26 protein-coding genes and 1 pseudogene are annotated in these 25,142 nt (G+C 39.6%); 13 read left to right on the top strand and 14 right to left on the bottom strand.

Going from position 1 to position 25,142, the window contains the following annotated elements; translation table 11 throughout:
• Window positions 1-67: 67 nt before the first annotated feature.
• The 4 genes from ACVBD2_RS04795 to ACVBD2_RS04810 all read right to left on the bottom strand — a co-directional run bounded on the left by ACVBD2_RS04795 (window position 68) and on the right by ACVBD2_RS04810 (window position 2,921).
• Window positions 68-691: a histidine phosphatase family protein gene (locus ACVBD2_RS04795; RefSeq protein WP_132973265.1), complete on the bottom strand. Its 624-nt coding sequence runs from the start codon at window positions 689-691 to the stop codon at window positions 68-70.
• Entirely contained in the window at window positions 691-1,173 is a 483-nt protein-coding gene (locus tag ACVBD2_RS04800) for an aminoacyl-tRNA deacylase (protein ID WP_132973267.1), read from the bottom strand. Before ACVBD2_RS04800 ends, ACVBD2_RS04795 begins: the two co-directional genes overlap by 1 nt.
• Window positions 1,173-2,015 (bottom strand): DUF368 domain-containing protein, encoded by an 843-nt coding sequence (locus ACVBD2_RS04805; protein ID WP_461686231.1) that lies wholly within the window; start codon window positions 2,013-2,015, stop codon window positions 1,173-1,175. The genes ACVBD2_RS04800 and ACVBD2_RS04805 overlap by 1 nt, the downstream gene beginning before the upstream one ends.
• A gap of 105 nt (window positions 2,016-2,120) precedes the next feature.
• Window positions 2,121-2,921: a glycoside hydrolase family 25 protein gene (locus ACVBD2_RS04810; RefSeq protein ID WP_132973271.1), complete on the bottom strand. Its 801-nt coding sequence runs from the start codon at window positions 2,919-2,921 to the stop codon at window positions 2,121-2,123.
• Between the two features lie 158 nt (window positions 2,922-3,079).
• Between ACVBD2_RS04810 and glmU the strand changes: the two genes are divergently transcribed.
• From glmU to ACVBD2_RS04845, 7 genes are all read left to right on the top strand, one after another.
• Window positions 3,080-4,459, top strand: coding sequence for a bifunctional UDP-N-acetylglucosamine diphosphorylase/glucosamine-1-phosphate N-acetyltransferase GlmU (gene glmU, locus ACVBD2_RS04815; protein ID WP_461686232.1), 1,380 nt, complete (start codon window positions 3,080-3,082; stop codon window positions 4,457-4,459).
• A gap of 9 nt (window positions 4,460-4,468) precedes the next feature.
• The gene (locus tag ACVBD2_RS04820) at window positions 4,469-5,014 is read left to right on the top strand and encodes an NUDIX hydrolase (RefSeq protein ID WP_132973275.1); all 546 of its coding nucleotides are present in this window, start codon (window positions 4,469-4,471) and stop codon (window positions 5,012-5,014) included.
• An 11-nt stretch (window positions 5,015-5,025) separates the two neighbouring features.
• Window positions 5,026-5,337 carry a cell wall synthase accessory phosphoprotein MacP gene (gene macP, locus ACVBD2_RS04825; protein ID WP_132973277.1) on the top strand — a complete coding sequence of 104 codons (312 nt, stop codon included), beginning with the start codon at window positions 5,026-5,028 and terminating at the stop codon, window positions 5,335-5,337.
• Window positions 5,338-5,352: 15 nt separating this feature from the next.
• On the top strand, window positions 5,353-6,045 hold the full coding sequence (locus ACVBD2_RS04830; protein ID WP_461686233.1) for a 5'-methylthioadenosine/adenosylhomocysteine nucleosidase: 693 nt from the start codon (window positions 5,353-5,355) through the stop codon (window positions 6,043-6,045).
• A gap of 76 nt (window positions 6,046-6,121) precedes the next feature.
• Window positions 6,122-6,616, top strand: coding sequence for a chromosome segregation protein RocS (gene rocS / locus ACVBD2_RS04835; RefSeq protein ID WP_000021247.1), 495 nt, complete (start codon window positions 6,122-6,124; stop codon window positions 6,614-6,616).
• Window positions 6,617-6,697: 81 nt separating this feature from the next.
• Complete coding sequence (locus tag ACVBD2_RS04840; protein WP_132973281.1) at window positions 6,698-7,288, top strand: 3'-5' exonuclease; 591 nt, start codon at window positions 6,698-6,700, stop codon at window positions 7,286-7,288.
• A gap of 8 nt (window positions 7,289-7,296) precedes the next feature.
• Window positions 7,297-9,060 (top strand): glycerophosphoryl diester phosphodiesterase membrane domain-containing protein, encoded by a 1,764-nt coding sequence (locus tag ACVBD2_RS04845; RefSeq protein ID WP_461686234.1) that lies wholly within the window; start codon window positions 7,297-7,299, stop codon window positions 9,058-9,060.
• A gap of 33 nt (window positions 9,061-9,093) precedes the next feature.
• Here ACVBD2_RS04845 and ACVBD2_RS04850 read toward each other — a convergent pair whose 3' ends face one another.
• Both ACVBD2_RS04850 and ACVBD2_RS04855 read right to left on the bottom strand, forming a co-directional pair.
• Window positions 9,094-9,393, bottom strand: a complete 300-nt coding sequence (locus ACVBD2_RS04850) for a YbaB/EbfC family nucleoid-associated protein (protein WP_061416779.1) — start codon at window positions 9,391-9,393, stop codon at window positions 9,094-9,096.
• A 50-nt stretch (window positions 9,394-9,443) separates the two neighbouring features.
• Window positions 9,444-10,160, bottom strand: a pseudogene (locus tag ACVBD2_RS04855) (IS30 family transposase); the annotation flags it as partial.
• Window positions 10,161-10,267: 107 nt separating this feature from the next.
• On the opposite strand from ACVBD2_RS04855, the gene ACVBD2_RS04860 reads away from it, so the two are divergent.
• Genes ACVBD2_RS04860 through ftsY form a run of 3 tightly spaced genes read left to right on the top strand, consistent with a single transcriptional unit; the run spans window position 10,268 to window position 13,182 of the window.
• On the top strand, window positions 10,268-11,059 hold the full coding sequence (locus tag ACVBD2_RS04860; RefSeq protein WP_461686235.1) for a Cof-type HAD-IIB family hydrolase: 792 nt from the start codon (window positions 10,268-10,270) through the stop codon (window positions 11,057-11,059).
• Window positions 11,059-11,877, top strand: a complete 819-nt coding sequence (locus tag ACVBD2_RS04865) for a Cof-type HAD-IIB family hydrolase (protein ID WP_461686236.1) — start codon at window positions 11,059-11,061, stop codon at window positions 11,875-11,877. Before ACVBD2_RS04860 ends, ACVBD2_RS04865 begins: the two co-directional genes overlap by 1 nt.
• A gap of 3 nt (window positions 11,878-11,880) precedes the next feature.
• The gene (ftsY, locus tag ACVBD2_RS04870; protein ID WP_461686237.1) at window positions 11,881-13,182 is read left to right on the top strand and encodes a signal recognition particle-docking protein FtsY; all 1,302 of its coding nucleotides are present in this window, start codon (window positions 11,881-11,883) and stop codon (window positions 13,180-13,182) included.
• A 44-nt stretch (window positions 13,183-13,226) separates the two neighbouring features.
• Here the strand turns inward: ftsY and zwf are convergent, their stop codons facing one another.
• The 3 genes from zwf to ACVBD2_RS04885 form a co-directional block, all read right to left on the bottom strand.
• A complete protein-coding gene (zwf, locus tag ACVBD2_RS04875; RefSeq protein ID WP_461686238.1) occupies window positions 13,227-14,714 on the bottom strand; it encodes a glucose-6-phosphate dehydrogenase in 1,488 nt (495 codons plus the stop codon).
• A gap of 149 nt (window positions 14,715-14,863) precedes the next feature.
• On the bottom strand, window positions 14,864-15,604 hold the full coding sequence (locus ACVBD2_RS04880) for an amino acid ABC transporter ATP-binding protein (protein WP_001096337.1): 741 nt from the start codon (window positions 15,602-15,604) through the stop codon (window positions 14,864-14,866).
• Window positions 15,604-17,052, bottom strand: coding sequence for an amino acid ABC transporter substrate-binding protein/permease (locus tag ACVBD2_RS04885; RefSeq protein WP_461686239.1), 1,449 nt, complete (start codon window positions 17,050-17,052; stop codon window positions 15,604-15,606). The genes ACVBD2_RS04880 and ACVBD2_RS04885 overlap by 1 nt, the downstream gene beginning before the upstream one ends.
• A gap of 184 nt (window positions 17,053-17,236) precedes the next feature.
• Between ACVBD2_RS04885 and uvrB the strand changes: the two genes are divergently transcribed.
• From uvrB to ACVBD2_RS04900, 3 genes are all read left to right on the top strand, one after another.
• The gene (uvrB, locus tag ACVBD2_RS04890; protein WP_461686240.1) at window positions 17,237-19,225 is read left to right on the top strand and encodes an excinuclease ABC subunit UvrB; all 1,989 of its coding nucleotides are present in this window, start codon (window positions 17,237-17,239) and stop codon (window positions 19,223-19,225) included.
• A gap of 33 nt (window positions 19,226-19,258) precedes the next feature.
• Window positions 19,259-21,295, top strand: a complete 2,037-nt coding sequence (locus tag ACVBD2_RS04895; RefSeq protein WP_461686241.1) for a hypothetical protein — start codon at window positions 19,259-19,261, stop codon at window positions 21,293-21,295.
• A 132-nt stretch (window positions 21,296-21,427) separates the two neighbouring features.
• Entirely contained in the window at window positions 21,428-21,895 is a 468-nt protein-coding gene (locus ACVBD2_RS04900) for an NUDIX domain-containing protein (protein WP_461686242.1), read from the top strand.
• Here ACVBD2_RS04900 and ACVBD2_RS04905 read toward each other — a convergent pair.
• From ACVBD2_RS04905 to coaB, 5 genes are all read right to left on the bottom strand, one after another.
• Complete coding sequence (locus tag ACVBD2_RS04905) at window positions 21,892-22,407, bottom strand: 3H domain-containing protein (RefSeq protein ID WP_461686243.1); 516 nt, start codon at window positions 22,405-22,407, stop codon at window positions 21,892-21,894. The two genes, ACVBD2_RS04900 and ACVBD2_RS04905, sit on opposite strands and share 4 nt — an antisense overlap.
• Window positions 22,408-22,418: 11 nt before the next feature.
• Window positions 22,419-22,946, bottom strand: a complete 528-nt coding sequence (locus ACVBD2_RS04910) for an ECF transporter S component (protein ID WP_461686244.1) — start codon at window positions 22,944-22,946, stop codon at window positions 22,419-22,421.
• 241 nt (window positions 22,947-23,187) lie between these two features.
• Entirely contained in the window at window positions 23,188-23,751 is a 564-nt protein-coding gene (locus tag ACVBD2_RS04915; RefSeq protein ID WP_000747417.1) for an ECF transporter S component, read from the bottom strand.
• On the bottom strand, window positions 23,735-24,286 hold the full coding sequence (gene coaC, locus ACVBD2_RS04920; protein ID WP_461686245.1) for a phosphopantothenoylcysteine decarboxylase: 552 nt from the start codon (window positions 24,284-24,286) through the stop codon (window positions 23,735-23,737). Before coaC ends, ACVBD2_RS04915 begins: the two co-directional genes overlap by 17 nt.
• An 11-nt stretch (window positions 24,287-24,297) precedes the next feature.
• Entirely contained in the window at window positions 24,298-24,987 is a 690-nt protein-coding gene (gene coaB / locus ACVBD2_RS04925; RefSeq protein WP_414353922.1) for a phosphopantothenate--cysteine ligase, read from the bottom strand.
• Between the last annotated feature and the right edge of the window lie 155 nt (window positions 24,988-25,142).

A 25,142-nucleotide genomic window follows, 5' to 3' on the forward strand; every position in this document is an offset into this window, starting at 1 on the left:
ATAGCAGAGAAATTCACGGATATTCTTTGAAAACTAAAAAGAACTTGACTATTAAGATCAAGTTCCATTATTTTCGTTGATAGGAAGTGTCATTCCATCTTTCCAGAGTGAAGGTTTCAAAATCATTAGTCTCTAAAATTGTCAAACTAGCATTGGCCAAGCCTCCATCTTTGCGGAGGTGAGCTTCTTTATAGCCTAAGAGAGTGCGTAGGCTAGCAGTGAGATTTGCACCATGACCGACGATTAGAATGTTTTCAGCCGGACTTCCTTTCAGAGATTTGATAAATTGAATGGTACGCTGAGTCGTAGAGTAGAGGGATTCTGCTTCAAACATCTTCGTATCAAACTGAGCGAGATTAGAGCGAAAGGCCTTGATTTGTTGTGGATAGATGGCATTGAGCGTTGCGATTTTTAAACCTTCAAGTTTTCCAAGTTGCCATTCGCGCAGTTCTGGAATACTTTCTAAAGGACAGGGGGTCTGGAGTTGGCTTTGGATAATCTCAGCAGATTTGACTGCTCGAGGTAAATCACTTGAATAAATCTGATCAAAAGGAATATCCTTAAGATACTGGCCAAGTTGCTTTAGGATATCAATAGACTCTGGAAGAAGGGGAGAGTCACCACTAGCACCTTGAAAACGTCCTTCAAGATTCCAGAGGGTGCGACCATGACGAACAAAATAGAGTTTCATTACTTACTTTCCTCCAAGATATCAGCAAAATCCGCTTTTACAAAGCTGGCTAAGTCTTGAGGTCGGATGATGATACTATGCCCGACTTCCCCAGCAGAGACAATCATTTTATCCAAATCCAAAGCTATTCTATCAATAAAAATAGGATAATTGTGTTTTTGGCGAATGCCGACGGGGTTATTAGCCCCATGAATATAGCCTGTCGTTTTTTCTAGGTCTTTTTGAGGAATCATGCTCACTTTTTTATTGCCAGAAACCTTTGCTAGTTTTTTCTCAGCGAGGTGTTCTGTTATGGGAACGATTCCGATAATTGGCCCCGTTTTGTCCCCTAATAGAGCCAAGGTTTTAAAGATATGAGTTCGATCATATTCTGAAGGAAGTTCACCCTCAAGCGCGTTGATCTGAATACCAGTATGGTCAATACCCGCCTTGGTCAAGATTTGTTCTACCAAGGTTTTTTTAATCTTAACTTTCTTTGCCATTATTTATACTTATCCTCCAATTGACTCATCCAGATACCAAGCCAAATACCAAGCGCAAAGAAGAAGGCAATGAGAACATAACTCACAATAGAAAGCCCAGTGTATTGGATACTTTCAGCATTTCCAGCATTTGGAATCAAGATTAAGAGGGTGCTTGAAAGCACAATTCCGATAATAAAGTGATAGACACGAGAGTGGTAGTTGTTCAAGGCGTGATCCATTAATTTTGAAAAGATAATGAGAGTTGCTCCTGCACCAATACCGATAGGAAGGAAGGTACCAAACAAATCAAAGGTCTTAAAACCAGTGAGCATTGGAGCGTACAGTCCCAAAATCAAGAGTAGATTTGACGGACTTAAACCAGGCACCAAGACACCAAGAGCTAAAAGAACACCTGCTAAGATGAAACTAGCGAAACTAGCACTGAGAGAACCAACAACAAAATTTAACGCGTAGAGTCCTAGGCCTGAAAGGATAAAGGTAGTCCAGAACCAGACTAGGTCAATCTTATCACGATCAGATTCTCGAGTAGATTCTTTAAGGAGGCTAGGAACCGTACCGATGATAGCTCCAGCAAAACTCCATAAAACATAGACTTGGTAATTTTCTAGCAGATACTCGATTGGATAAGAAAACAAACCAATGCCTAGCAACATCCCGATTGCTACTGGTATAAAGTATAGGACATTCGCTTTAAAATCTTTAAAGGGGTGAGCCAGAAAGCTAATCATTCGCTCGTAAATTCCCAAAATAGCTGCTAAAACACCGCCAGAAATTCCAGGTAGGATAAATCCTAAGGCGATGACGATTCCTTTAATAACTCGTGCAATCCATGAAAACATAATAAAATCCTCAATTCATAAAATTCTTTCTCTATGCTATCAATTATAACACAGACGGGGAGAAAATGAAAAAACAAGTGAAAAAGTTTGTTATTTTCACTTGTCTTATGGTCTTAAAAATAGTTTTCTGAAGGTTTCTTCCTTCTCTTTAGTAGTAGAAATCAAATTGATGTCCAAATGATGTTCAAATCCTGCAATTCTTCCCTTAGAAGTGTACTGGTGGAGATCGTAGTCCAGATCAGTATTTGGCTTCGTTTCAAAATAACCAGAGTCTGTTCCATAGGAGGGGATCCAAATAGCAGAGAATTTATCTGTATTGATACTATGCTCTTGCATGAAGTAAACCCCAACGTAGATGCCGATGTTTTTAGCGCCGAGAGCTGCCAGTTTGGCACGAAAGGCTTCAACGCCTTCATTCATATCGGACATTGTTTTTTCTTCAACATCTAACCAGTAGTAGCTAGGATTGTAAGGAGAAGCAGCGTTGTAGAAGACTTCAGCAGCCTTCTCCATATCTTCTTTGCTTTTTCCAGCTACATAGGCATAAACCCCCACAGGGACATTCCGTTTTTGAAATTCTGCTATATGATTTTTATAGGCTTTATCGACACCATTGATAAAGGCAGCATCATTTGCTTCAGTATGCTGAGCCCCATTGTGCACGCGAACGATAACACCAGAAATGTTTTGAGATAAGGTGTCGTAGTTGATCTCCTCAGGTCTTTGCCAACCAGAGACATCGATAATGGGCTTGTCAAGATTATGCAAGGCTTGTGTTTCAACTTGAAGAGCATTTGGTTTAATTTTGATAGGATGGTCCTCAAAACTTGGTTTGTTGAGGAGTAAAATCGCTATGAAAATTCCAAATAAACTAAAAATAATAGCAGGATGAATTTGTTTTCTCATATTTATTTAGTTTATCGTAAAAATTTAAAAAAATCAAAGGAAACAGTTTAGAAATGTAGACAAGTAGGGGAGATTTTCAGGAAAGCACCTGTTTGTTTGTTCTTTAAAAGTAAAATTATGGTATAATATAAGGGAATTTTTACAGAAAAGAGAATAGTATGTCAAATTATGCCATTATTTTAGCAGCGGGTAAGGGTACTCGCATGAAATCAGATCTTCCCAAAGTACTTCATAAAGTAGCAGGAATTTCGATGTTGGAACATGTTTTTCGCAGTGTTGGAGCTATTCAACCTGAAAAGACAGTTACCGTAGTGGGTCACAAGGCTGAGCTAGTTGAGCAAGTATTGGCTGGTCAGACAGACTTTGTTACCCAATCAGAACAACTAGGCACAGGGCATGCTGTCATGATGGCAGAACCCATTCTCCAAAATCGTACTGGCCATACCTTGGTTATCGCTGGGGATACTCCTCTGATTACAGGTGAAAGCTTGAAAAATCTCTTGGATTTCCATATCAATCATAAAAATGTAGCGACGATTTTAACAGCTGAAGCAGCTGATCCTTTTGGATATGGTCGTATCGTCCGCAACGATAACGCTGAAGTTCTTCGGATTGTGGAGCAGAAAGATGCCACAGACTTTGAAAAGCAGCTCAAGGAAATCAATACGGGAACTTATGTATTTGACAATGAACGTCTTTTTGAGGCTCTTAAAAACATCAACACCAACAATGCCCAAGGTGAGTACTATATTACTGACGTGATTGGTATTTTCCGTAATGCGGGTGAGAAGGTTGGCGCTTATACTCTCAAGGATTTTGATGAAAGTCTTGGGGTAAATGACCGTGTAGCTCTTGCGACTGCGGAAGCAGTGATGCGCCGCCGTATCAATCAAAAACATATGGTCAATGGTGTCAGCTTTGTTAATCCAGAAGCAACTTACATTGACATTGATGTTGAGATTGCTCCTGAAGTCCAAATTGAAGCCAACGTTACCTTGAAAGGTCAAACGAAGATTGGGGCGGAGACTATTTTAACAAATGGAACTTATATCGTGGATAGCACCATTGGGGCTGGTGCTGTGATTACGAATTCCATGATTGAGGAAAGTAGCGTTGCGGACGGTGTGACAGTCGGTCCCTATGCCCACATTCGTCCAGGTTCAAGCCTAGCTGCCCAAGTTCACATTGGTAACTTTGTTGAGGTTAAAGGTTCTTCAATCGGTGAAAATACCAAGGCTGGTCATTTGACTTATATCGGAAACTGTGAAGTGGGTAGTCATGTTAACTTTGGTGCTGGTACCATTACAGTTAACTATGACGGGAAAAATAAGTACAAAACTGTCATTGGCAATAATGTCTTTGTTGGCTCAAACTCAACCATTATTGCTCCTGTAGAACTTGGGGATAATTCTCTGGTTGGAGCGGGTTCAACCATTACCAAGAATGTTCCTGCCGATGCCATCGCTATCGGTCGTGGACGTCAGGTCAACAAAGATGAATATGCGACTCGCCTCCCTCATCATCCAAAGAACCAGTAGGAGTCTGTCATGGAATTTGAAGAAAAAACGATTAGTAGGAAGGAAATCTATCAAGGTCCTATTTTCAAACTAGTACAAGATCAGGTGGAACTACCAGAAGGAAAGGGTACTGCCCAACGTGACTTGATTTTTCACAATGGAGCTGTTTGTGTGCTAGCTGTGACAGCCGAAGACAAAATCGTTCTCGTTAAGCAATACCGAAAAGCTATTGAGGCGGTTTCTTATGAGATTCCTGCTGGTAAACTAGAACTTGGTGAAAATGCGGATCCAATGGCGGCTGCCCTCCGTGAATTAGAAGAAGAAGTTGCATACACTGGTAAGTTAGAACTGTTGTACGATTTCTATTCTGCGATTGGATTTTGTAATGAAAAACTAAAACTCTACCTTGCTAGTGATTTGGTCAAGGTGGAAAACCCTCGTCCACAAGATGATGATGAAACCTTGGAAGTTTTAGAAGTCAGTCTAGAGGAAGCCAAGGATCTGATCCAGTCAGGTCATATCTGTGATGCCAAGACAATCATGGCAATCCAGTACTGGGAACTACAAAAGAAATAGAGGAGCAACCCATGGGAAAACCTTTATTAACAGACGAAATGATTGAACGTGCCAACCGAGGTGAGAAAATCTCAGGACCACCTCTTCAAGATGATGAGAAAACCAAGATCCTACCAACATCTTCACAACATTTTGGTAATTCACGTTCTAGAGACCACGGTTTTAGTCAAGATACACTTACAATCGAAGTAGAACCAACGATTCATAAGAGCCGCCGCATTGAGAACACCAAGAGAAATGTTTTTAATTCGAAACTCAATCGCATCTTGTTTGCAGTCATCCTACTTTTGATTTTGCTAGTTTTGGCAATGAAACTCTTGTAATTGAAAGGAAATGAAATGAAAATTGGAATCATTGCTGCCATGCCAGAAGAGCTCGTATATCTGACTCAGAATTTGGACAAAACTCAAGAAGTCCAAGTCTTGGGAAATACCTACTATACTGGCACTATTGGCAAAACAGAAGTTGTCTTGGTTCAGAGTGGAATTGGGAAGGTCATGTCGGCTATGAGTGTAGCGGTGTTAGCTGACCACTTCCAAGTAGAAGCCATTATCAATACAGGATCAGCAGGTGCTCTTGCAGAAGGGATTGCTGTTGGAGATGTAGTGATTGCGGATAAACTTGTCTACCATGATGTGGATGTGACTGCTTTTAGTTATGCTTATGGTCAGATGGCTGGTCAACCTCTTTACTTTGAGTCAGATCAGAAGTTTATCACTAGGATTAAAGAAAGTTTATCTCAAGTAGAACAGACCTGGCACCTAGGCTTGATTGCTACAGGGGACAGTTTTATAGCTGGAGATGATAAGATTGCTAGTATCAAATCCCACTTTCCAGATGTTTTAGCAGTTGAAATGGAAGGGGCAGCCATTGCTCAAGCGGCTCAGGCTCTTGACCTACCTTTCCTCGTCATTCGCGCTATGAGTGACAATGCCAATCACGAGGCCTCTATCTCATTTGATGAGTTTATTATCGAAGCTGGACGTCGTTCGGCCCAAGTCTTACTAGCCTTTTTAAAGGCCTTGAATTAAGCGGAAATTTGACAGTTTATCTAGCTTATGATAAGATTTAAATAAAGAAAAGCTAGAAAACGTTTCAGAGGATATTATGAGTATTGAAATGACCGTCAGCGAGATTGCAGAGGTCTTAGGACTATCTCGTCAGGCAATCAACAATCGTGTCAAAGAACTTCCCGAAGAGGACACGAAAAAAAATGACAAAGGTGTAACTGTAGTTACTCGAAGTGGCTTGATCAAGCTAGAAGAAATCTATAAAAAAACGATTTTTGAAGATGAACCAGTCAGTGATGATGTCAAACAACGCGAACTGATGGAAATCTTGGTCGATGAGAAAAACGCTGAAATTCTTCGTTTGTACGAGCAACTCAAGGCCAAGGACCAGCAACTGGCAGAAAAAGATGAGCAGATGCGCATCAAAGACCGCCAGATTGCAGAAAAGGACAAACAATTGGACCAACAGCAACAGTTAACTCTTCAAGCAATGAAGGATCAAGAAAGCTTGAAACTCGAGTTGGACCAAGCAAAAGAAGAAGTCCAAGCAACCAAAAAAGGCTTTTTTGCTCGCCTATTTGGAGGAAAATAAAGAAGCTGTTTGGGTTATTCACTAACCTAATAGCTTCTTTTCTTATTTATAGTTTAAATTGAGTCGAAATTGAGGTAAATGATGGAAAAATTAAGAGACTATATCGCCTTTGACTTAGAATTCAATCAACACGAAGGGGTTACTCATTTAATTCAGGTATCAGCAGTTCGTTTTCAAGATGGTCAAGAGATAGGTGCCTTTGATTCTTATGTCTATACCAGCGTGCCTTTAAAGAGTTTTATTAATGGTTTGACAGGAATTACAGCTGAAACCTTGAAAGATGCGCCAAAAGTAGAACAAGTTTTACAGGACTTTCAGGCATTTGTTGGCAATTCACCTATCGTTGGCTACAATGCAGCCAAGAGTGATTTGCCTATTCTCTTGGAGCATGGCTTGGACTATCGTGACCAGTATAAGGTAGACCTATATGATGAGGCTTTTGAACGCCGTAGTTCCGACCTACACGGCATAGCTAATCTCAAACTGCAAACTGTGGCGAATTTCTTAGGCTTTCATGGTAAGTCACATAATAGTTTAGAAGATGCGCGCATGACAGCGCGTGTTTATGAAGCCTTTCTGGAGTCTGACGAAGGAAAACTATTGTTAGAAGAACAGAGTAATCTATCCATGAATCCCTTTGGTGGGCTAGACTTATCTCAATTTCTAGACTAGGAGTGCCTATGAAACCTGAAAAACCTAAAAAACTAGGTTTTAGGAAAATTTACCTCAACCTAGATAAAGTTCTCTTCCTCTTTTTCTTAATTTTCATGATGGTGGAGTATCTGTGGTTACCTCTCAATTCTTTTCTTGCTGGTCTTTTACTCAGCCAGACGGGCTATTTGTTTATTTCTTACAATAATATTTTTGCCATTATCACGAGTTCTCCTTTAATCAGTCTGGCCTTTCTCGTCTTGATTGTAATCAATCTTTTGGTGGCCTATTTCCAGATTTGCCTCCTTTTTATTGGGGCGCGCCACCTTCTCTACCACGAAAAGAGAACCTTGATTGAGTACAGTCGCAAAGTTTTCCAGCAAAGTTTTCTATTCATGAAATGCTTGAGCTTCTGTAAGATGGCTTTTGTATTCTTCTACGTAGCCATGCTTTTTCCTTTCATCAGGAAAATTTTAAAAATTTATTACTTAAATAAAATCGTTATTCCAGACTTTATCGTGACTTATCTGGAAGACAAGCACTGGCTAGTAGGCTTGATGATTTTTGCATCTGCTTGGATTTTGCTCTATGTGTCTGTCCGACTCATGTTTGCCCTTCCGAAGATTCTCTTTGAAAAGAGAACTGTGAGAGAAGGAGTAAAATATAGCCTACAAAAGACAAAAAAACAAGTTCTCTTTTATGCTTGGAACTTGCTACTCATTATTATTAAAACCTATCTCTTTTTCTTCCTTCTCTTGACTCCTTTGCTAATAGGGCAGATTGTAATTGACAATTTAACACAGAAAGAATCACTGATTCTTGGAGTTATCAACTTTGTCTTGATAAAAAACATCCACTATATGGCGTTGACCTATTTCCTTGTTAAGTTTGTCTCCTTTTTGACCGGTGAGGAACTGGAGATTATGCCAAGAAGAAAAAAAGACCATTTGATGAGATGGGGAGTTATGGGCTGCGCTAGTATCTTTTTTGCGCTGGAAGGTTATATCTATCTGGAAGCTCCTGTGACAAATACCCCTTTAGTCATTTCACATAGGGGTGTTTCAAATAAAAATGGTGTACAAAACACTGTGCAGTCTTTGGAAAAAACAGCGCAACTAAAACCAGATTTGATTGAAATGGATGTACAGGAGACCAAAGATGGTCAGTTTGTGATGATGCATGACGCCAATCTTAAGAACTTAGCAGGTATCAATGCCAGACCTCAAGACTTGACTTTGGAGGAGTTGACAGGATTAGATATTTCTGAAAATGGCTATCGAACCAAAATATCTAGTTTTGATGACTATCTCAATCGCGCGAATGAACTTCATCAAAGATTGTTGATTGAAATCAAAACCAGTAAAAAAGACAGTCCACAAATGATGGAACGTTTTCTAGAGAAGTATGGAACGATTATCAAGCAGTATGGTCATCAGATGCAATCACTAGACTATCATGTGATTGACCAAGTTTTGAAATATGATTCGACTATTCCAGCTTATTTCATCTTGCCTTATAATAGTATTTTCCCAAAAACCAAGGCAACGGGCTATACTATGGAGTATTCAACATTGGATGAATATTTTGTCACTAAACTTTGGTATACAGAACAAAAGCTTTATGTTTGGACTGTTAATGGTTCTGAGGCTTTTGATAAAGCAGTTCGGCTCGGAGCAGATGGGATGATTACGGATGATCTTGAAATGGTTCAGTTACAAGTAACGACCGCGCAAGATGATCCTGAGTATACGGAATTGCTGTTAAAAAAAGCAATGGAATTTTTTGATTTCTAAAAAAGAGAAACCTCGGTTTCTCTTTTTTATGAATTAGAAAGGTAATTTTCCAGCGAAAGCACCTAATTTTTTCTTAGTCGTTTCGTCGATTTGTTCTAGAGCAGCGTTGATGGCTTGAACGGTCATATCAGACAAGGTTTCTAGGTCTTCTGGATCTACAACTGCTGGGTTAAAGTCAATACTGACCACCTTTTTGTCTCCAGTTAAAGTTGCTTGAACAAGGTCTTGAGCAGATTTTCCAACAAATTGCATAGCAGCGAGTTCTGCTTGACTTTGTTCCATTTGTTTTTGAAGTTTTTGTGCTTGGCGCATCATGTTTTGCATGTTCATCATAGCGATTTACAGTTTCCTTTTCTATTATTTTCTTTTTTATTTTATCAATTTTAGAGGTAAAAGTCTATTATTAGTTTAAAGCTAAATTTCAAGTTAGCCAGCAAGCAGTCTTCTCTGGGAGACTTGTAGTCCAAGTATTTTTTAGGATAGTTGTTGATCCAATTTTCGATGAAGGCGACTTCTTTAGGAATCGTTTTCTTGGTTCCTTTAGGTAACCATCTACGAATGAGCCTATTGTGATTCTCATTGATTTCCCTTTCCCAATAGGCATAGGGGTGTGCATAGTAGATATACTCCTTAGAAAATACATCAGCCAAGCGGTTGAATTCGGCTCCATTATCTGCCGTGATGGAAAGAATTTGATACTGTTTTAAGATAAGTTTTAGAGCCTTATTGACGGACTCAGCGCTCTTATTTGGAATCAATCGTATGATTTGATGTCTGCTCCTTTGATCCGTCAAGACCAGTAGACAGTGGTTTTTCGCTCTTGTAAGTAGGACTGTATCAATCTCATAATGTCCATTCTCCAAGCGAAGATTGATAGCCTTGGGACGCTGTTCGATGGATTGACCAGCAGGTTTAAAGTTGAGGCTAGCTTGTTTCTTGACAGTTTTTCCTTTTCTAGGATAAAGGAGATTCTGTTTGGTTAGTCCTAATTTTCCATGATGAATCCAGTAGTAGATGGTTGACATTCCCACTGTAACGCCCTTAGCCTTGACCATCATTTCAGGAGATAACTTTTGGTTATGATAGTGGAGAATCTTTACCGAAAAAGCCCTGCTATCCAATAGCCAATCCTTCTGTACTAGTTCTTTTTTAGCTTATCTATGGTATAATAGAAGATAGATTTATCAATTGGAGAATAAAGGATTTTATGATTAAACTTGTAGCAACGGATATGGACGGAACCTTTCTTGACGGAAAGGGGCGGTTTGATATGGAACGCCTCAAAAACGTACTTGTTTCTTACAAGGAAAAGGGGATTTATTTTGCAGTGGCTTCAGGTCGTGGTATTCTGTCCCTAAAAAAGTTGTTTGCGGATGTGCGTGATGAAGTGATTTTTATAGCTGAAAACGGGAGCTATGTTGAGTTTCATGGTGAGGATATGTATGAGGCTACTATGTCTCGGAATTTTTACTTGAGCACTTTTGAAGCTTTAAAGAAATCGCCTTATTTTGATGAAAGAAAAATGCTCTTGACTGGGAAAAAAGCTTGTTATGTTTTGAACACAGTGGATGAGACCTATCTGATGTTTAGCCGTCACTACAATGAAAACATTCAAAAAGTAGCGAGTTTGGAAGATATCACGGATGAGATTTTTAAATTCACCACTAACTTTACAGAAGATACGATAGAAGCTGGAGAGGCTTGGGTCAACGAAAATGTTCCTGGTGTGAAAGCCATGACAACAGGTTTTGAATCCATTGATATTGTCTTGGACTATGTTGATAAGGGTGTAGCTATTGTTGAGCTGGCAAAAAAACTTGGTCTGACCATGGATCAGGTTATGGCTTTTGGCGATAATCTCAATGACCTTCACATGATGCAGGTTGTTGGACACCCGATCGCTCCTGAAAATGCGCGACCAGAGATTTTAGAATTAGCAGAAGCAGTGATTGGGCACCATAAGGACCAATCAGTGATGACTTATATGGAGGGTTTGTAATGGCAGATATTAAATTGATTGCACTCGATTTAGATGGAACCTTGCTGACAACGGATAAAAAACTGACAGATCGAACTAAGGCAGTCCTCAAAGCTGCGCGTGATCGTGGCATCAAGGTCGTTCTGACAACAGGTCGTCCTTTGAAGGCTATGGATTTCTTTCTCCATGAGCTAGGGACTGACGGTCAAGAAGACGAGTACACCATCACCTTTAATGGTGGTCTGGTACAGAAAAATACAGGAGAGATTCTCGATAAAACCGTCTTTTCAATCGACGATGTGGCGCGATTATACGAGGAAACTGAAAAACTGGGATTACCGTTAGATGCCATTTCAGAAGGTACAGTCTATCAAATCCAGTCGGACCAAGAAAGTCTCTATGCTAAGTTCAACCCAGCCCTGACCTTCGTACCTGTCGCTTTTGAGGATCTATCTAGTCAGATGACGTATAATAAATGTGTGACTGCCTTTGCCCAAGAACCTTTGGATGAAGCGATTCAACAGATTTCTCCAGAATTGTTTGACCAATACGAAATCTTCAAATCGCGTGAACTCTTATTGGAATGGTCACCGAAAAATGTCCACAAGGCAACAGGTTTAGCGAAATTAATTAGATACTTGGGAATCGATCAAAGTCAAGTCATGGCTTGTGGGGACGAGGCCAATGACCTTTCCATGATTGAGTGGGCAGGTCTGGGAGTTGCCATGCAAAATGCAGTTCCAGCAGTTAAGGCAGTTGCTAATGTCATTACCCCGATGACCAACGACGAGGAAGCCGTTGCCTGGGCTATCGAAGAATACGTGCTAAAGGAGAACTAAAATATGGGATTATTTGACCGTCTATTCGGAAAAAAAGAAGAGCCGAAAATCGAAGATATCGTAAAAGAAGCTCTGGAAAATCTTGATTTGTCAGAAGAGGTTGAAGAAAACCAAACGGCAGTCGAAGAAACTTCTCAGGAAGAGACAGCAAGAGACAAAGTGGAAGAAACACCTGCTCAAGAAGAAACCCCTCAGATCTCGTTAGAAGAAGTGATTGAACCAGAACCAGTCGAAGAAACTGCTCAGGAAGATCTTGAGCTAGAATCTGATGAATTGGAACAATTCCAAGAGCCGGAAGAAATTCTAGAAGAAGAGAACCGAGAAACAGAAGAAGAGCTAGCTACTGAAGTAGTAGAAGAAGAACTTCCTCAGGTTGAAGAAACCGTACAGGAAAAATATGACCGAAGTCTCAAGAAAACCCGTACAGGATTCGGTGCTCGTTTGAATGCCTTCTTTGCCAACTTCCGATCTGTCGATGAAGAATTCTTCGAGGAATTGGAAGAACTGCTCATCATGAGCGATGTCGGTGTGCAGGTCGCTTCAAACTTAACAGAAGAGCTACGCTATGAAGCCAAACTCGAAAACGCTAAGAAGCCTGACGCACTCCGTCGTGTCATTATCGAGAAATTGGTTGAACTCTATGAGAAGGATGGCAACTACGATGAACAAATCCATTTCCAAGATGGCTTGACAGTCATGCTCTTTGTCGGTGTTAACGGCGTTGGGAAAACAACTTCTATCGGGAAATTGGCTCATCGCTACAAACAAGCTGGCAAGAAAGTCATGCTGGTTGCTGCAGATACCTTCCGTGCAGGGGCAGTGGCCCAGCTAGCTGAATGGGGCCGTCGTGTGGATGTTCCCGTTGTGACAGGACCTGAAAAGGCTGATCCAGCTAGCGTCGTCTTTGATGGGATGGAACGTGCTGTAGCTGAAGGGATTGATATTCTCATGATTGATACAGCAGGTCGTCTGCAAAACAAGGACAACCTTATGGCCGAGTTGGAAAAGATTGGCCGTATTATCAAGCGTGTCGTTCCAGAGGCGCCACATGAAACTTTCCTGGCACTCGATGCTTCAACTGGACAGAATGCCTTGGTACAAGCTAAAGAATTTTCGAAAATTACCCCTGTTACCGGTATTGTATTGACTAAGATTGACGGAACTGCCCGAGGTGGTGTTGTACTAGCCATCCGCGAAGAACTCAATATCCCTGTAAAATTGATTGGTTTCGGTGAAAAAATCGATGATATCGGGGAATTTAACTCCGAAAACTTTATGAAAGGTCTCTTAGAAGGTTTGATTTAATACAAAATAAATATCCTGCAAGTCAATCTTGCAGGATATTTTTGCTATTCTAAACGGCCATCTTCACGATAGGCGATATCTGGTTGCCAAGTCCATTTGGCTCCATACTTTTCAAGTAAATCAAAGCTAGCTTGTGGCCCCATGCTTCCAGCTTTATAATCGTAGAGTGGAGCTCCGTTTTCAGCCCAGAGCTCTTCGATACGGTCAATCAATTTCCACGAAGCACTTACCTCATCCCAGTGGCTAAAATTGGTTGAGTTGTTGTTCAAAACATCGTAGATTAATTTCTCGTATGGGTCTGGTGAGGCTCCAGTAGCAGTAGCATCTGTACGGTAATCCAGAGAGCTTGGTGCCAGGTTGAATTCTTCTCCGACTTGCTTCCCATTTAGGCTGAGAGAGAATCCTTCAGTTGGTTGGATATAGATTGTCAAAATGTTTGGAGCAAGTGGTTCTCCAAAGATAGAGTCCATTTGCTTAAAGACGATATTGACATGAGTTCCTTTTTCAGTCAGACGTTTACCAGTACGGAAGAAGAAGGGAACACCACGGAAGCGATCGCTGTCTACAAAGAAGGCACCAGATGCGAAGGTTTCTGTTGTGGATTCAGGATCGACATTTGGCTCGCTACGATAAGAAATGTATTTCATGCCATCGATTTTACCAGAGCGATATTGACCACGGATAAACTGTTCTTTCAATTCTTCCTCAGTTGGATGATAGAGGTTTTTAAAGACCTTAATCTTTTCAGCACGAATCTCATCTTTTGTAAAGCTAGCTGGTTTGTCCATGGCTAGAAGAGAGAGAAGTTGGAGAGTGTGGTTTTGAACCATGTCACGGAGGGCACCAGATTGATCATAGTAGCCACCACGTTCCTCAACTCCCAAGCGTTCCGCAAAGGTAATCTGTACATTATCAATGTGCTCACGGTTCCAAACATTCTCAAAGATCATGTTAGCAAAACGAACGGCAAAGATACTCTGAATCATTTCTTTACCTAGGTAATGGTCAATACGGTAGATTTGCTCTTCATCAAAGGCCGCAAGGAGCTCTTCATTGAGTTTGCTAGCTGTTTCGTAGTCTGTACCAAATGGTTTCTCAACGATCAAGCGCTCAAAACCTTTACCATCAACAATGTTTTCAGATTTGAGGTGCTTGGCAATGGTTCCGAAGAACTGAGGTGCCATAGACAAGAAGAAGAGCTTATTGTGTTCAGCTTGGTATTTTTCGTTGAGCTCAGCTTGTAATTGGCGCAAAGCAATGTAATGCTCCGTATCATTCACATCATGGCTTTGATAGTAGAAGTGGCTAGCAAATTCTTGAGCTTGCTCGGTACTATCTGCCAAATCAAGGATGGACTCGACAACTACAGATTCAAAATATTCCTTACTCCAAGGTCTACGAGCTGTTCCGATAACAGCAAAATGCTCAGAGAGATTGCCTGATTTATAGAGTCTGAAAAGGGAAGGGTAGAGTTTGCGTTTAGCTAAATCTCCACTCGCACCGAAAATTGTAACAATAACCTTTGATGACATCTAGCTACCTAATTTCTATATTTTTTCCTAGTTGGACTAGGGATGAGATTTCCTCATTATCATAGTTTTTATTTTATCATAATTTTCAAAAAAATCAAAAAATCCAATACGCAATAAAAAAACTGTAAGGAGAACCCTACAGTTTTGTTTTATACGTTTAAGACCTTGTCCAAGAACTCTTTCAGACGAGGGTGTTGCGGGTTATCAAAGATTTGATCAGGTGTCCCATCTTCCAGAAATTCTCCATCAGCTGTAAAGATAACGCGGTTGGCCACCTGACGTGCAAATCCCATCTCATGGGTTACGATAATCATGGTCATGCCTTGTTCCGCCAATTCCTTCATAACATTCAGTACATCTCCAACCATTTCAGGGTCAAGAGCAGAAGTTGGCTCATCAAAGAGCATGATATCAGGATTCATGGCAAGTCCACGTGCGATAGCTACACGCTGTTTCTGACCACCTGAAAGGCTATCTGGGTTGGCATTAGCTTTATCTGCTAGTCCAACCTTTTCAAGCAACTCCATCCCCAATTTTTCAGCTTCTTCTTTGGTCATCCGTTTGTGTTCAATAGGTGCAAAAGTGATATTTTCTAGGACGGACATGTGAGGAAAGAGATTGAAGTGTTGGAAGACCATTCCCACGTTCTCACGAACATGGTCGACATTGGTTGATTTTTCAGTCAAATCATAACCATTCACTGTGATGTGACCGCTCGTTACCTCCTCGAGAAGGTTAAGGCTACGGAGGAAAGTGGATTTCCCAGAACCAGATGGACCGATAATACAGACAACATCTCCTTCATAGAACTTAGTAGTAATGCCTTTTAAAACCTCATTTTTTCCATAATACTTATGCAAATCATTTACATCAATTTTTAGTTTTGCCATTAACGAATCCTCTTTTCTAAGCGTTTCGCTAGTCTAGTCAAAAGCGTGATAATTACAAGATAGAAGATAGCAAGGATTGCATACATCTTGAAACTTTGGTAGTTACGGGCGATGATGATCTTACCAGTTTGGAAGAGTTCGACCAAACCGATAGCAGATACGATGGTTGTATCCTTCAATGCAATAACGAATTGGTTAACGAAGTTTGGCAACATCAATTTAGTCGCTTGTGGCAAGATAATCTTTCGCATGGTCTTTCCATAAGAGATACCAAGACTGCGACTGGCTTCCATTTGCCCAACTGGAACAGCTTGAATCCCACCACGAACGATTTCAGCGATATAAGCTGCCGCATTAAGTGAGAGGGCGATGGTGCCAGCTACAAAGTCGTTAATTGGACTTTGTTGGCCTGTAATCGACTCGATGAAGTTTGGAATTCCCCAGAAGATGAAGGCTGCAAGAATCATCAAGGGAATACCACGAATAACGTCAACGAAAATCTCAGAGATCAGACGAAGAGATTTGTATGGGCTAACGCTAAACATACCGAAGATAATACCGATGACAATGGCAATTGCAAATGAAATAAGCGCTAGAGCAAGAGTGATTCCAAGTCCACTAAGGAGTTGCTTGTAGTTGTTTTGAAGCAAGCCCCAGATGGTCGTTTCGTCAACTGTACTTGTAGAAGTAGTTGCTGCTCCGCTAGCCAGATACTTGTCGAGAATTTTTTGAAATTCACCGTTTGCTTTGAGGTTGGCAAGCCCCTTATTGAACATTTGAATCAATTCAGAGTTTGTTCCTTTTTTAACGGCAAAGGCTGTTTCACCGATTGGAGTCCCAGCGATTGGCGTTTTCAATTTTTGTCCTTGGCTGATAGAATATTTGAGAACGGGCTCATCATCCATCACGGCATCGATAGCTCCAGTGTTGAGACTGTCATACATAGATGAGCCATCTGAAAAAGTTTTAATCTTGTAGCCGTATTTGCTTTGATTTTCAGTAAGGAACGTTTGAGAAGCAGTTCCGTTTTTAACACCAACTGTCTTATCCTTGAGGTCTTCATAAGAAGCAATGGTACTGGATTCTTTTACACCGAGAATCGTATTAGCAGTGTAGTAGGAATCAGAGAAGTCAAATGTAGCTTTACGAGCGTCCGTAACAGACATACCAGCAATAATACCGTCTGCTTGTCCGGCCTGAACAGCACTAATCGCTGCGTCAAAGCCTGGGTTAGTAATCTCAATTTCGAAACCTTGATCTTTGGCAATAGCTTTAATCAAGTCCATATCAATACCGGTGTACTCGTTGTTTGAATTTTGAAATACAAAAGGTGCAAAAGATGAATCACTTGCAATAATATACTTTGATTTAACAGTGTCAGCTTTTGCTATTCCTAGTGAGAAAATGGGAAATAAAATGAGCAAACATGCTAGAATTTTTTTCTTCATTTTTAGTCTCCTTTCTGAATATTTTTTAATTATAACAGAAAAAAAGTCAGAAGGCAAATTTTAATGATTATTATGTAAGAAGATATGACATAAGAATGTGGGTTTGTTAAAGTCAATAGATAAAGAATCTAATGGAATTTAATTTATGGTAAAATAGAAGAAATAAAAGGCATGCGAGGCAATTATGATCAATCGAATTACAGATAATAAATTTAGACTAGTGTCAAAATATGAACCATCAGGAGACCAACCCCAAGCAATCGAGCAGTTGGTCGATAATATCGAGGGTGGAGAGAAGGCTCAAATCCTCATGGGGGCGACGGGTACAGGGAAGACCTATACCATGAGTCAGGTCATTGCTAAAGTCAATAAACCTACTTTGGTCATTGCCCATAACAAAACCCTAGCTGGTCAGCTCTATGGGGAGTTTAAGGAATTTTTCCCTGAAAATGCTGTTGAGTACTTTGTGTCCTACTATGACTATTACCAGCCCGAGGCCTATGTACCTTCTAGCGATACCTATATTGAAAAGGACAGCTCTGTCAATGACGAGATTGACAAGCTCCGCCACTCAGCGACTTCAGCACTTCTGGAACGTAACGATGTCATCGTTGTGGCTTCTGTCTCTTGTATCTATGGTTTGGGTTCGCCCAAGGAATATGCTGATAGCGTGGTAAGTTTGCGTCCAGGTCTTGAGATTTCGCGTGATAAACTCTTGAATGACTTGGTTGATATTCAGTTTGAGCGTAATGACATTGATTTCCAACGCGGAAGATTTCGTGTGCGTGGGGATGTGGTAGAGATTTTCCCAGCTTCCCGTGATGAACACGCTTTTCGAGTGGAGTTCTTTGGGGATGAGATTGACCGTATCCGTGAGGTTGAGGCTTTGACAGGTCAGGTATTAGGTGAAGTGGATCATCTGGCGATTTTCCCAGCTACTCACTTTGTGACCAATGACGACCATATGGAAGTTGCCATTGCCAAGATTCAGGCGGAGTTGGAGGAGCAGTTAGCTGTCTTTGAAAAGGAAGGCAAACTGCTAGAAGCCCAGCGTTTGAAGCAGCGGACAGAGTATGATATTGAGATGTTACGTGAGATGGGTTATACCAACGGTGTTGAAAACTACTCTCGTCACATGGATGGTCGTAGTGAAGGAGAGCCTCCTTATACGCTTCTTGACTTCTTCCCAGATGATTTCTTGATTATGATTGATGAAAGTCACATGACCATGGGGCAGATCAAGGGCATGTACAATGGAGACCGCTCTCGTAAGGAAATGCTGGTCAATTATGGTTTCCGTTTGCCGTCAGCCTTGGACAATCGTCCTCTCCGCCGTGAGGAGTTTGAAAGTCATGTGCACCAGATTGTTTACGTTTCAGCGACACCTGGTGACTATGAAAATGAACAGACCGAGACAGTGATTGAGCAAATCATTCGTCCAACAGGGCTTTTGGATCCTGAAGTGGAAGTCCGTCCAACTATGGGACAGATTGATGACCTCTTAGGTGAAATCAATGTCCGTGTTGAAAAGAATGAACGTACCTTTATCACCACTTTGACTAAGAAAATGGCAGAGGACTTAACCGACTACTTCAAGGAAATGGGTATCAAGGTCAAGTACATGCACTCGGATATCAAGACCTTAGAGCGGACGGAGATTATCCGTGACCTGCGCTTGGGTGTATTTGATGTCTTGGTCGGAATCAATCTGCTCCGTGAAGGGATTGATGTTCCTGAAGTAAGCTTGGTAGCCATTCTCGATGCTGATAAGGAAGGCTTCCTTCGTAACGAACGCGGCCTCATCCAGACTATTGGACGTGCTGCCCGTAATAGCGAAGGGCATGTTATCATGTACGCTGATACCATGACTCAGTCTATGCAACGTGCCATTGATGAAACGGCTCGCCGTCGGAAAATCCAGATGGCCTATAATGAAGAGCATGGTATCGTCCCACAAACCATTAAGAAAGAAATCCGTGACCTGATTGCCGTAACCAAGGCAGTTGCCAAGGAAGAGGACAAGGAAGTCGATATCAATAGCCTTAACAAACAAGAACGCAAAGAACTCGTCAAGAAACTGGAGAAACAAATGCAAGAAGCTGTCGAAGTGCTTGACTTCGAACTAGCAGCCCAGATTCGTGATATGATGTTGGAAGTCAAGGCGATGGATTAGAGTATGAAATATTAATAAAATAGGAGATTAGAAATGATTAGTCAAGTTAATAAATTAGCATCTTATGCTACGTATCGTCAGTTATACAATGATGGGAAAAAAGATACATATTTTGTAATATCAAGGTTCATCGAACACATTATATTGAGCAATGAATTGAATAGTTTTGATGTTGAAAAAATATCATCATTGTTAAATGAAAATTTCGGATTTAATATTCCTAGCTATGTTATCCAATCGTCTATCAAAAGAATAGAATTTGTATCCAAAAAAGATGGACAATTTTTAGTTAGCAGAGAGAATATCTCTTTAGATAGTAAAATTGAACAAGAATTAGAAGAATCTGATTTGAAAAGTCAAGCATTGATGTCAAGTCTTATAAGATATGTTAAGAGTGAGAAAGATAAGGATCAAGAGATAAGTGAGGAAAAGTTAACAAGAGAATTCACCTCGTTTTTGTTAGATGATTCATTTAATGGAGATTATTCAAGTATTATTAGTAAGTTTATTATTGAAAATGATACCGATGTAAATTTTCTTAAAAATATTAATCAAATAAAAGAAGGAGCCGTTCTGTTCTCAGGAATTAATTATACTAGTGATATTAGTAAATTAACATGGAAAAATAACATCAATTTATATGTTGAAACAGAAATACTATTTCATTTAGCTGGATACAATGGTATTTTCTTCCAGAAATTGGCTAATGATATGTTTCAATTAATTAATGAAATGAATCAAAAAAGCAACAAACGAATTATTTCAATACGGTATTATAAAGAAGTTAGCGAAGATATAGACCATTTCTTCGGAACTGCAGAAGAAATCGTCAAAGGTAATAAAATCGTTGATATTGGAAATGTTGCAATGGATGAGATTGTAAGAGATTGTTCAACTCCAGCTGATGTAATAAATAAACGTGCAAGATTCACTAGTATATTGAAGCAACATTCTGTTTCAGAGGCCGATTCATTAAATTATTATTCTCCAGAGTATCATAATTTTAATATTGAGAGTCAAGAAATTGTAGAGAAGTATGGTTTAGCTACTGAGAATAAGGAAAAATACTTAAAACACTTAAACTATACAAATATTTTAAGAAAGAAGGATAATATTAATTCTGAAATTTTATCTTTGAAAGACTCAAAGCATCTAGTCATCACTGAAGTTGGAAAAATTTTACAAATGGCTAATGATTTTAATAAAGAGAATGAAGATTTGAATGCTCCTCTCGCAATCAGCATGTCATCATTAACTAATCGCTTATGGTTTGACTTAAATAAAGGATTTGGTTCTGAGCACTTGCCTTCGACGTTTAATATACTAGAAAAGTCTAGATTGGTATTATCGAATATTTTAACTCAAACAGTTGCTAAACAATATGATAAAGTAAAAGAAAGTTATAAAAAAGGAGAGTTATCAGAAGATGACTTGAATGAAAATATTATTGAACTGCGTAAAAAAATGATGAAACCCGAGGATATAGATCGGGAGCAATTAAATAACATTGATGATATTATTAAACCAAATGGATTAGAAATATATAAATCAGGAAAGGAGAGATTAGAAAAGAAAGTAAAAAAATTGGAACATGATAATAAAGTTAGAGAATTAGATAGACAAAAGATAGTTGAAGAGAAAAAGCGTGCTGAGAAAGAAGCGGAGAACAGTAAGAAAGAAATTACTAGAATTTCTAATGAAAAAAGAATCCAGGTTCAGAAAAGAATTAATGATATTGAGGCTAGAAAAGATAATGCTGATAAAAAGGTCGCAGGAAGAATTAAGTTCATAAGAAGATTAACAACAATAGTTTTGATTTTAATAGTTTTATTATTTATTTATATAGGCAATAAGTGTCATTTTGATATTTTAACTTATATAATAACTGTGTTCCCTCTCATCGGAATTACAATTACAATGTATACTGGTCAAAAATTTGAATCTCTTAATATGATTAATAAAATGCTTTCTAGAATAGAAGAATATTTTAAAAGTAAAGTTTATAAAGAATACAATATTGATTTAGAGGTGTTAGAAGAATTAAAAAAAGATTTAATAGCTACTGATTAAAGAATTGAAGAAGTGAAAAAATGTATTTAAAATTGTGATGAATACCTTAATCCTCTGACTCACTTTTATCGTGAAATCCAAAATAAAATACTATAAATATACGTTTTAAAACTTTAGAAAGCGAGCGAATTTATGTCCCGTTCCCAATTAACGATTTTAACAAACATTTGTCTGATTGAAGACCTCGAAACTCAGCACGTGGTTATGCAGTATCGCTCTCCTGAAGAGAATCGCTGGTCTGGTTATGCCTTTCCTGGAGGTCATGTTGAGAATGGCGAGGCCTTTGCCGAGTCTGTCATTCGTGAAATATACGAAGAAACTGGTTTGACCATTCAGAATCCCCAACTGGTCGGTATTAAAAATTGGCTACTAGATACAGGTGAGCGCTACATCGTCGTTTGCTATAAGGCGACAGAGTTTACTGGAAATCTCCAATCCTCAGAGGAAGGAGAGGTATCTTGGGTGCAAAAAGACCAGATTCCAAACTTGGATCTGGCCTATGATATGTTACCCTTGATGGAAATGATGGAAGCACCTGAAAAGTCTGAATTCTTCTATCGCCACCGTACAGAGGACGGCTGGGAGAAAGAAATTTTCTAGTCTTTTACTAAATAACCTAACTGATCCAAGGACTCCTCGATATAGTGGAGGTCTTGTTGTGTTTCAGCTTCAACAAGGTGGTAATGGATGCCGTCTGTCAATTCAGAAAGTGGTCTAAAGTCAGAATTCTCAACTTGTTCCAGAAAGTGCTGGACATCTCGGCGACAGGTGAGTTTGAGCAGAGTTTCAATTTCACCATAAACGGGATGATCAATTAAGATATTTTGAACGCGTCCGCCATTATCTACAATAGCTAGAAGTTCCTGCCCGATTTCTTCCAGTTCATGTTTCACTTTAAAGAGTTTGTGAACGTAGGGGCTGGCATCATTTTCTTTGTAGATATAACCACGATTGGTGGATAGGATAGGAGCCCCATCTGCTCGGAGAATAGCGATATCCTGTACAATGACTTGGCGCGTGACATGAAAGTGCTCAGCCAAGGTTTGACCATTGAGGGCTTTCGGTGCCTCTTTTAATAGTTTGAGAAGAGCTCGTTTGCGATCCGTTGTCATAGTTTTTCCTTTTAGCGACGTTTTCGAAGCACTTTATAGACAGCTAGTGCTAATGTATAGTCTACCATACTATGGACAATTGTACCAAATCCAACTAGGACGAAGAGAACATAAAACATATTTTCAATATTTGTCCCTGAAGTAGCATAGAAAATGATACAAGCTAGCACTTCAGCAATGGCATGAACGACACCCAAAACAAAGTTGAAAATCCAAGACGCCTTTGGTTTATCCAAGGTTTCAGGAAATTTTTTCAAGTAAAATGCTCCCAAAGTACCAAAAATGATGTGTGAAAAAGCGCGCAGGACAATGACCATAGGATAGCCTGCCATTAGGAAGCCGAGACTAGAAGCAATAATCACAAAACCAGCCATCAAAGGTGATAGGAACATGGCGATAAAGATGGCGATATGGCTTCCTAAAGTGTAAGAAGCTGGTGGGATGACGATTTTAAAAGGCATAATGATTGGAATCAAAATCGCGATTGCTGTGAGTAGGGCAGTCATGGTCATAAACTGCGTTTTTTTCCGTATATCCATAAGAACCTCCATTTAACTGTATATACATAAGTATAGTACAATAAATAGATAGACATGTCAAGAATTTATTTTGATTTTATTGGAAATTTTCAAAAGTATGGGTGGTAGATTCAAAGGATTATCATATATTTTCAAAATTTTGAACTAATGACTCCTTGGTAAATACCCATTTATGGATAGAAGATGAGCCTTTACTGGTGAAAACTAAAACTCCACCTTCAGTACGAAAGTGGAGTTGTTTTTATTTCTTCAAGGTTTGTAATCGTGGGACAATTGCTACTGTGAGAACTGCAGAGATGACAAGCTCAGCAATTGAGTTGGTTGAAATAACAGTTGCTAGGAGTTTTTGGATATTTCCATCGAAGACACTTCCAAAAAGGAAGAAGATCCCCCCAAGTACAAAGACTGTATTTGTAAGTGAACCGAGAGCTCCGGCAATGATGAGACCCGTTCTGTTTTTCAATAGTTTATAAACTAAATAAGGTGTCAGACCGATCAAAATACGAGGTAGGATGGCAATCATTGCTGAATAGATGTTTCCGTTTGGTACAAAAGGTGAGAATAGGTAGCTGGTTGGAAGGATTGTAATCGTGTTTACAGTCAAGCTAAGTAGCCCCATCAAGAAACCGAGTGTAACACCAACTCGTGGGCCGTAAATAATACTAGCGATAATAACAGGAACATGCACGATAGTTGGTTTAATTGGGAATGGGAATAGATTAAATAAGAGTGAGCTCAGAAAGTGAATGACCAACATGGTCGCAAAAAAGATAGCAATCGGAGCAATATTAGAGCGTTTTTTCATTGAGTGTTTCCTTTATTCTTTCTAAAATAATATCCAGGTCTGCCAAAGCTCCCCCTCCGTAGTCTCCACAAGCAAGTAAGGATTCTTTCGGAGAGATAAGCTTGTAACCGTATGTTTCTATAGTTTTAAGGTTTGCCTGAGTTGCCGGATGGTCATACATTTTTGTATTCATGGCTGGCGCAAGGAGTTTAGGAATGTTTTGGGGTAAAGCTAATGCTGTACTGGTCACCATGTTATCCGCAAAACCGTGCGCAAGTTTGGCAATGGTATTAGCAGTAGCAGGGACGACGATAAAAAGATCAGCTTTTTTGCCTAGTTCAATATGATTGACTTGATTAGGATAGGGTTCCTTCATGACATCAAGGTGGACAGGATTTTGAGAGAGGACTTGTAGTGTCAACGGTTGGATAAACTCTCTCGCTGCCTCGGTCATTAAGACAGTGACATGATGGCCCTGTTTCTTTAAGGAACTGACTAGGTCAGCTGATTTATAGGAGGCAATAGAACCTGTCACTGCGATCAGAATATTTGCCATGGCTTTCCTTTCTATGAATCGTAAGCATGAATTTTCTCAAGTAGGAGGCTTGCAATTTCCTCTTTTGTTTGAACAGTTTGAAGATGCTCTTTCTCAACAAAGATTGCGCGATGCTGATTTGCTGAAATTTGAGTAAGGTCATTTGCAATGATCAAGTCAGCTTGGTTCTTGATAAGACTCTGTCTAGCAATTTCTATGAGATAATCCTCAGAGACATCAACTAGCAGTTTGAAACCAATCAGATGAATAGCAGGATTCCATTCTTTGACTAGAGAGATGATTTTGGGTGTTTTTTTCAGGAATAAAACCTGAACCTCATCAGTTGAAGAAATCTTAGTCTGATGATTCTGCTTGTTTAAGAATTCTTCTAGATTAGAACTGGCCTCAACTTCTGCCAGCCCTGTCATATAAACAGGAGTGTAGTCAGAAACTGCCATCGAATGAATCAGGACTTGATAATTCGGAACTCGCTCTTTTATCTCTAAAAGAAGATCATGAGTATTTTTGATTTCTAGAATGGTTAAATGGGGATGAGGTTCTGGCTTAAGAGCTCTGTTAGTAGTAATCAAACAAACTTCATGCCCTGCAGCAAGCAAGGTTTCTGTGATGATTTTCCCCAAGCGACCAGTAGAATGGTTCGTAATAGAGCGGACGCTATCTATAGCTTCACTCGTACCGCCCGATGTAACTAAAATTTTCATAGGACTATTGTACACAAAAATAAACGTTAAGTAAAATGAAAGCGATAAATTTTTGTTAAAACGCAGGAATACTATAGTCTAAAACTATAAAAGCATATAAAATTTTAAAAAGCGCTATTATAACCCCTGAAATATTGATATTTACGAACGTTTAG

It is taken from the genome of Streptococcus sp. KHUD_018 (assembly GCF_054861215.1).

Excerpts from the sequence above, each read along its gene's own strand:
- ACVBD2_RS04830 (WP_461686233.1), top strand. The coding sequence starts at position 5,353 with ATGAAAATTGGAATCATTGCTGCCATGCCAGAAGAGCTCGTATATCTG.
- zwf (WP_461686238.1), bottom strand. The coding sequence starts at position 14,714 with ATGTCATCAAAGGTTATTGTTACAATTTTCGGTGCGAGTGGAGATTTA.
- ACVBD2_RS04900 (WP_461686242.1), top strand. The coding sequence starts at position 21,428 with ATGTCCCGTTCCCAATTAACGATTTTAACAAACATTTGTCTGATTGAA.
- ACVBD2_RS04865 (WP_461686236.1), top strand. The coding sequence starts at position 11,059 with ATGGCAGATATTAAATTGATTGCACTCGATTTAGATGGAACCTTGCTG.
- glmU (WP_461686232.1), top strand. The coding sequence starts at position 3,080 with ATGTCAAATTATGCCATTATTTTAGCAGCGGGTAAGGGTACTCGCATG.
- ACVBD2_RS04905 (WP_461686243.1), bottom strand. The coding sequence starts at position 22,407 with ATGACAACGGATCGCAAACGAGCTCTTCTCAAACTATTAAAAGAGGCA.
- rocS (WP_000021247.1), top strand. The coding sequence starts at position 6,122 with ATGAGTATTGAAATGACCGTCAGCGAGATTGCAGAGGTCTTAGGACTA.
- ACVBD2_RS04910 (WP_461686244.1), bottom strand. The coding sequence starts at position 22,946 with ATGGATATACGGAAAAAAACGCAGTTTATGACCATGACTGCCCTACTC.
- ACVBD2_RS04795 (WP_132973265.1), bottom strand. The coding sequence starts at position 691 with ATGAAACTCTATTTTGTTCGTCATGGTCGCACCCTCTGGAATCTTGAA.
- ftsY (WP_461686237.1), top strand. The coding sequence starts at position 11,881 with ATGGGATTATTTGACCGTCTATTCGGAAAAAAAGAAGAGCCGAAAATC.
- ACVBD2_RS04850 (WP_061416779.1), bottom strand. The coding sequence starts at position 9,393 with ATGATGAACATGCAAAACATGATGCGCCAAGCACAAAAACTTCAAAAA.
- ACVBD2_RS04845 (WP_461686234.1), top strand. The coding sequence starts at position 7,297 with ATGAAACCTGAAAAACCTAAAAAACTAGGTTTTAGGAAAATTTACCTC.
- ACVBD2_RS04800 (WP_132973267.1), bottom strand. The coding sequence starts at position 1,173 with ATGGCAAAGAAAGTTAAGATTAAAAAAACCTTGGTAGAACAAATCTTG.
- ACVBD2_RS04810 (WP_132973271.1), bottom strand. The coding sequence starts at position 2,921 with ATGAGAAAACAAATTCATCCTGCTATTATTTTTAGTTTATTTGGAATT.
- coaC (WP_461686245.1), bottom strand. The coding sequence starts at position 24,286 with ATGGCAAATATTCTGATCGCAGTGACAGGTTCTATTGCCTCCTATAAA.
- ACVBD2_RS04915 (WP_000747417.1), bottom strand. The coding sequence starts at position 23,751 with ATGAAAAAACGCTCTAATATTGCTCCGATTGCTATCTTTTTTGCGACC.
- coaB (WP_414353922.1), bottom strand. The coding sequence starts at position 24,987 with ATGAAAATTTTAGTTACATCGGGCGGTACGAGTGAAGCTATAGATAGC.
- uvrB (WP_461686240.1), top strand. The coding sequence starts at position 17,237 with ATGATCAATCGAATTACAGATAATAAATTTAGACTAGTGTCAAAATAT.
- ACVBD2_RS04880 (WP_001096337.1), bottom strand. The coding sequence starts at position 15,604 with ATGGCAAAACTAAAAATTGATGTAAATGATTTGCATAAGTATTATGGA.
- ACVBD2_RS04895 (WP_461686241.1), top strand. The coding sequence starts at position 19,259 with ATGATTAGTCAAGTTAATAAATTAGCATCTTATGCTACGTATCGTCAG.
- ACVBD2_RS04820 (WP_132973275.1), top strand. The coding sequence starts at position 4,469 with ATGGAATTTGAAGAAAAAACGATTAGTAGGAAGGAAATCTATCAAGGT.
- ACVBD2_RS04860 (WP_461686235.1), top strand. The coding sequence starts at position 10,268 with ATGATTAAACTTGTAGCAACGGATATGGACGGAACCTTTCTTGACGGA.
- macP (WP_132973277.1), top strand. The coding sequence starts at position 5,026 with ATGGGAAAACCTTTATTAACAGACGAAATGATTGAACGTGCCAACCGA.
- ACVBD2_RS04885 (WP_461686239.1), bottom strand. The coding sequence starts at position 17,052 with ATGAAGAAAAAAATTCTAGCATGTTTGCTCATTTTATTTCCCATTTTC.
- ACVBD2_RS04840 (WP_132973281.1), top strand. The coding sequence starts at position 6,698 with ATGGAAAAATTAAGAGACTATATCGCCTTTGACTTAGAATTCAATCAA.
- ACVBD2_RS04805 (WP_461686231.1), bottom strand. The coding sequence starts at position 2,015 with ATGTTTTCATGGATTGCACGAGTTATTAAAGGAATCGTCATCGCCTTA.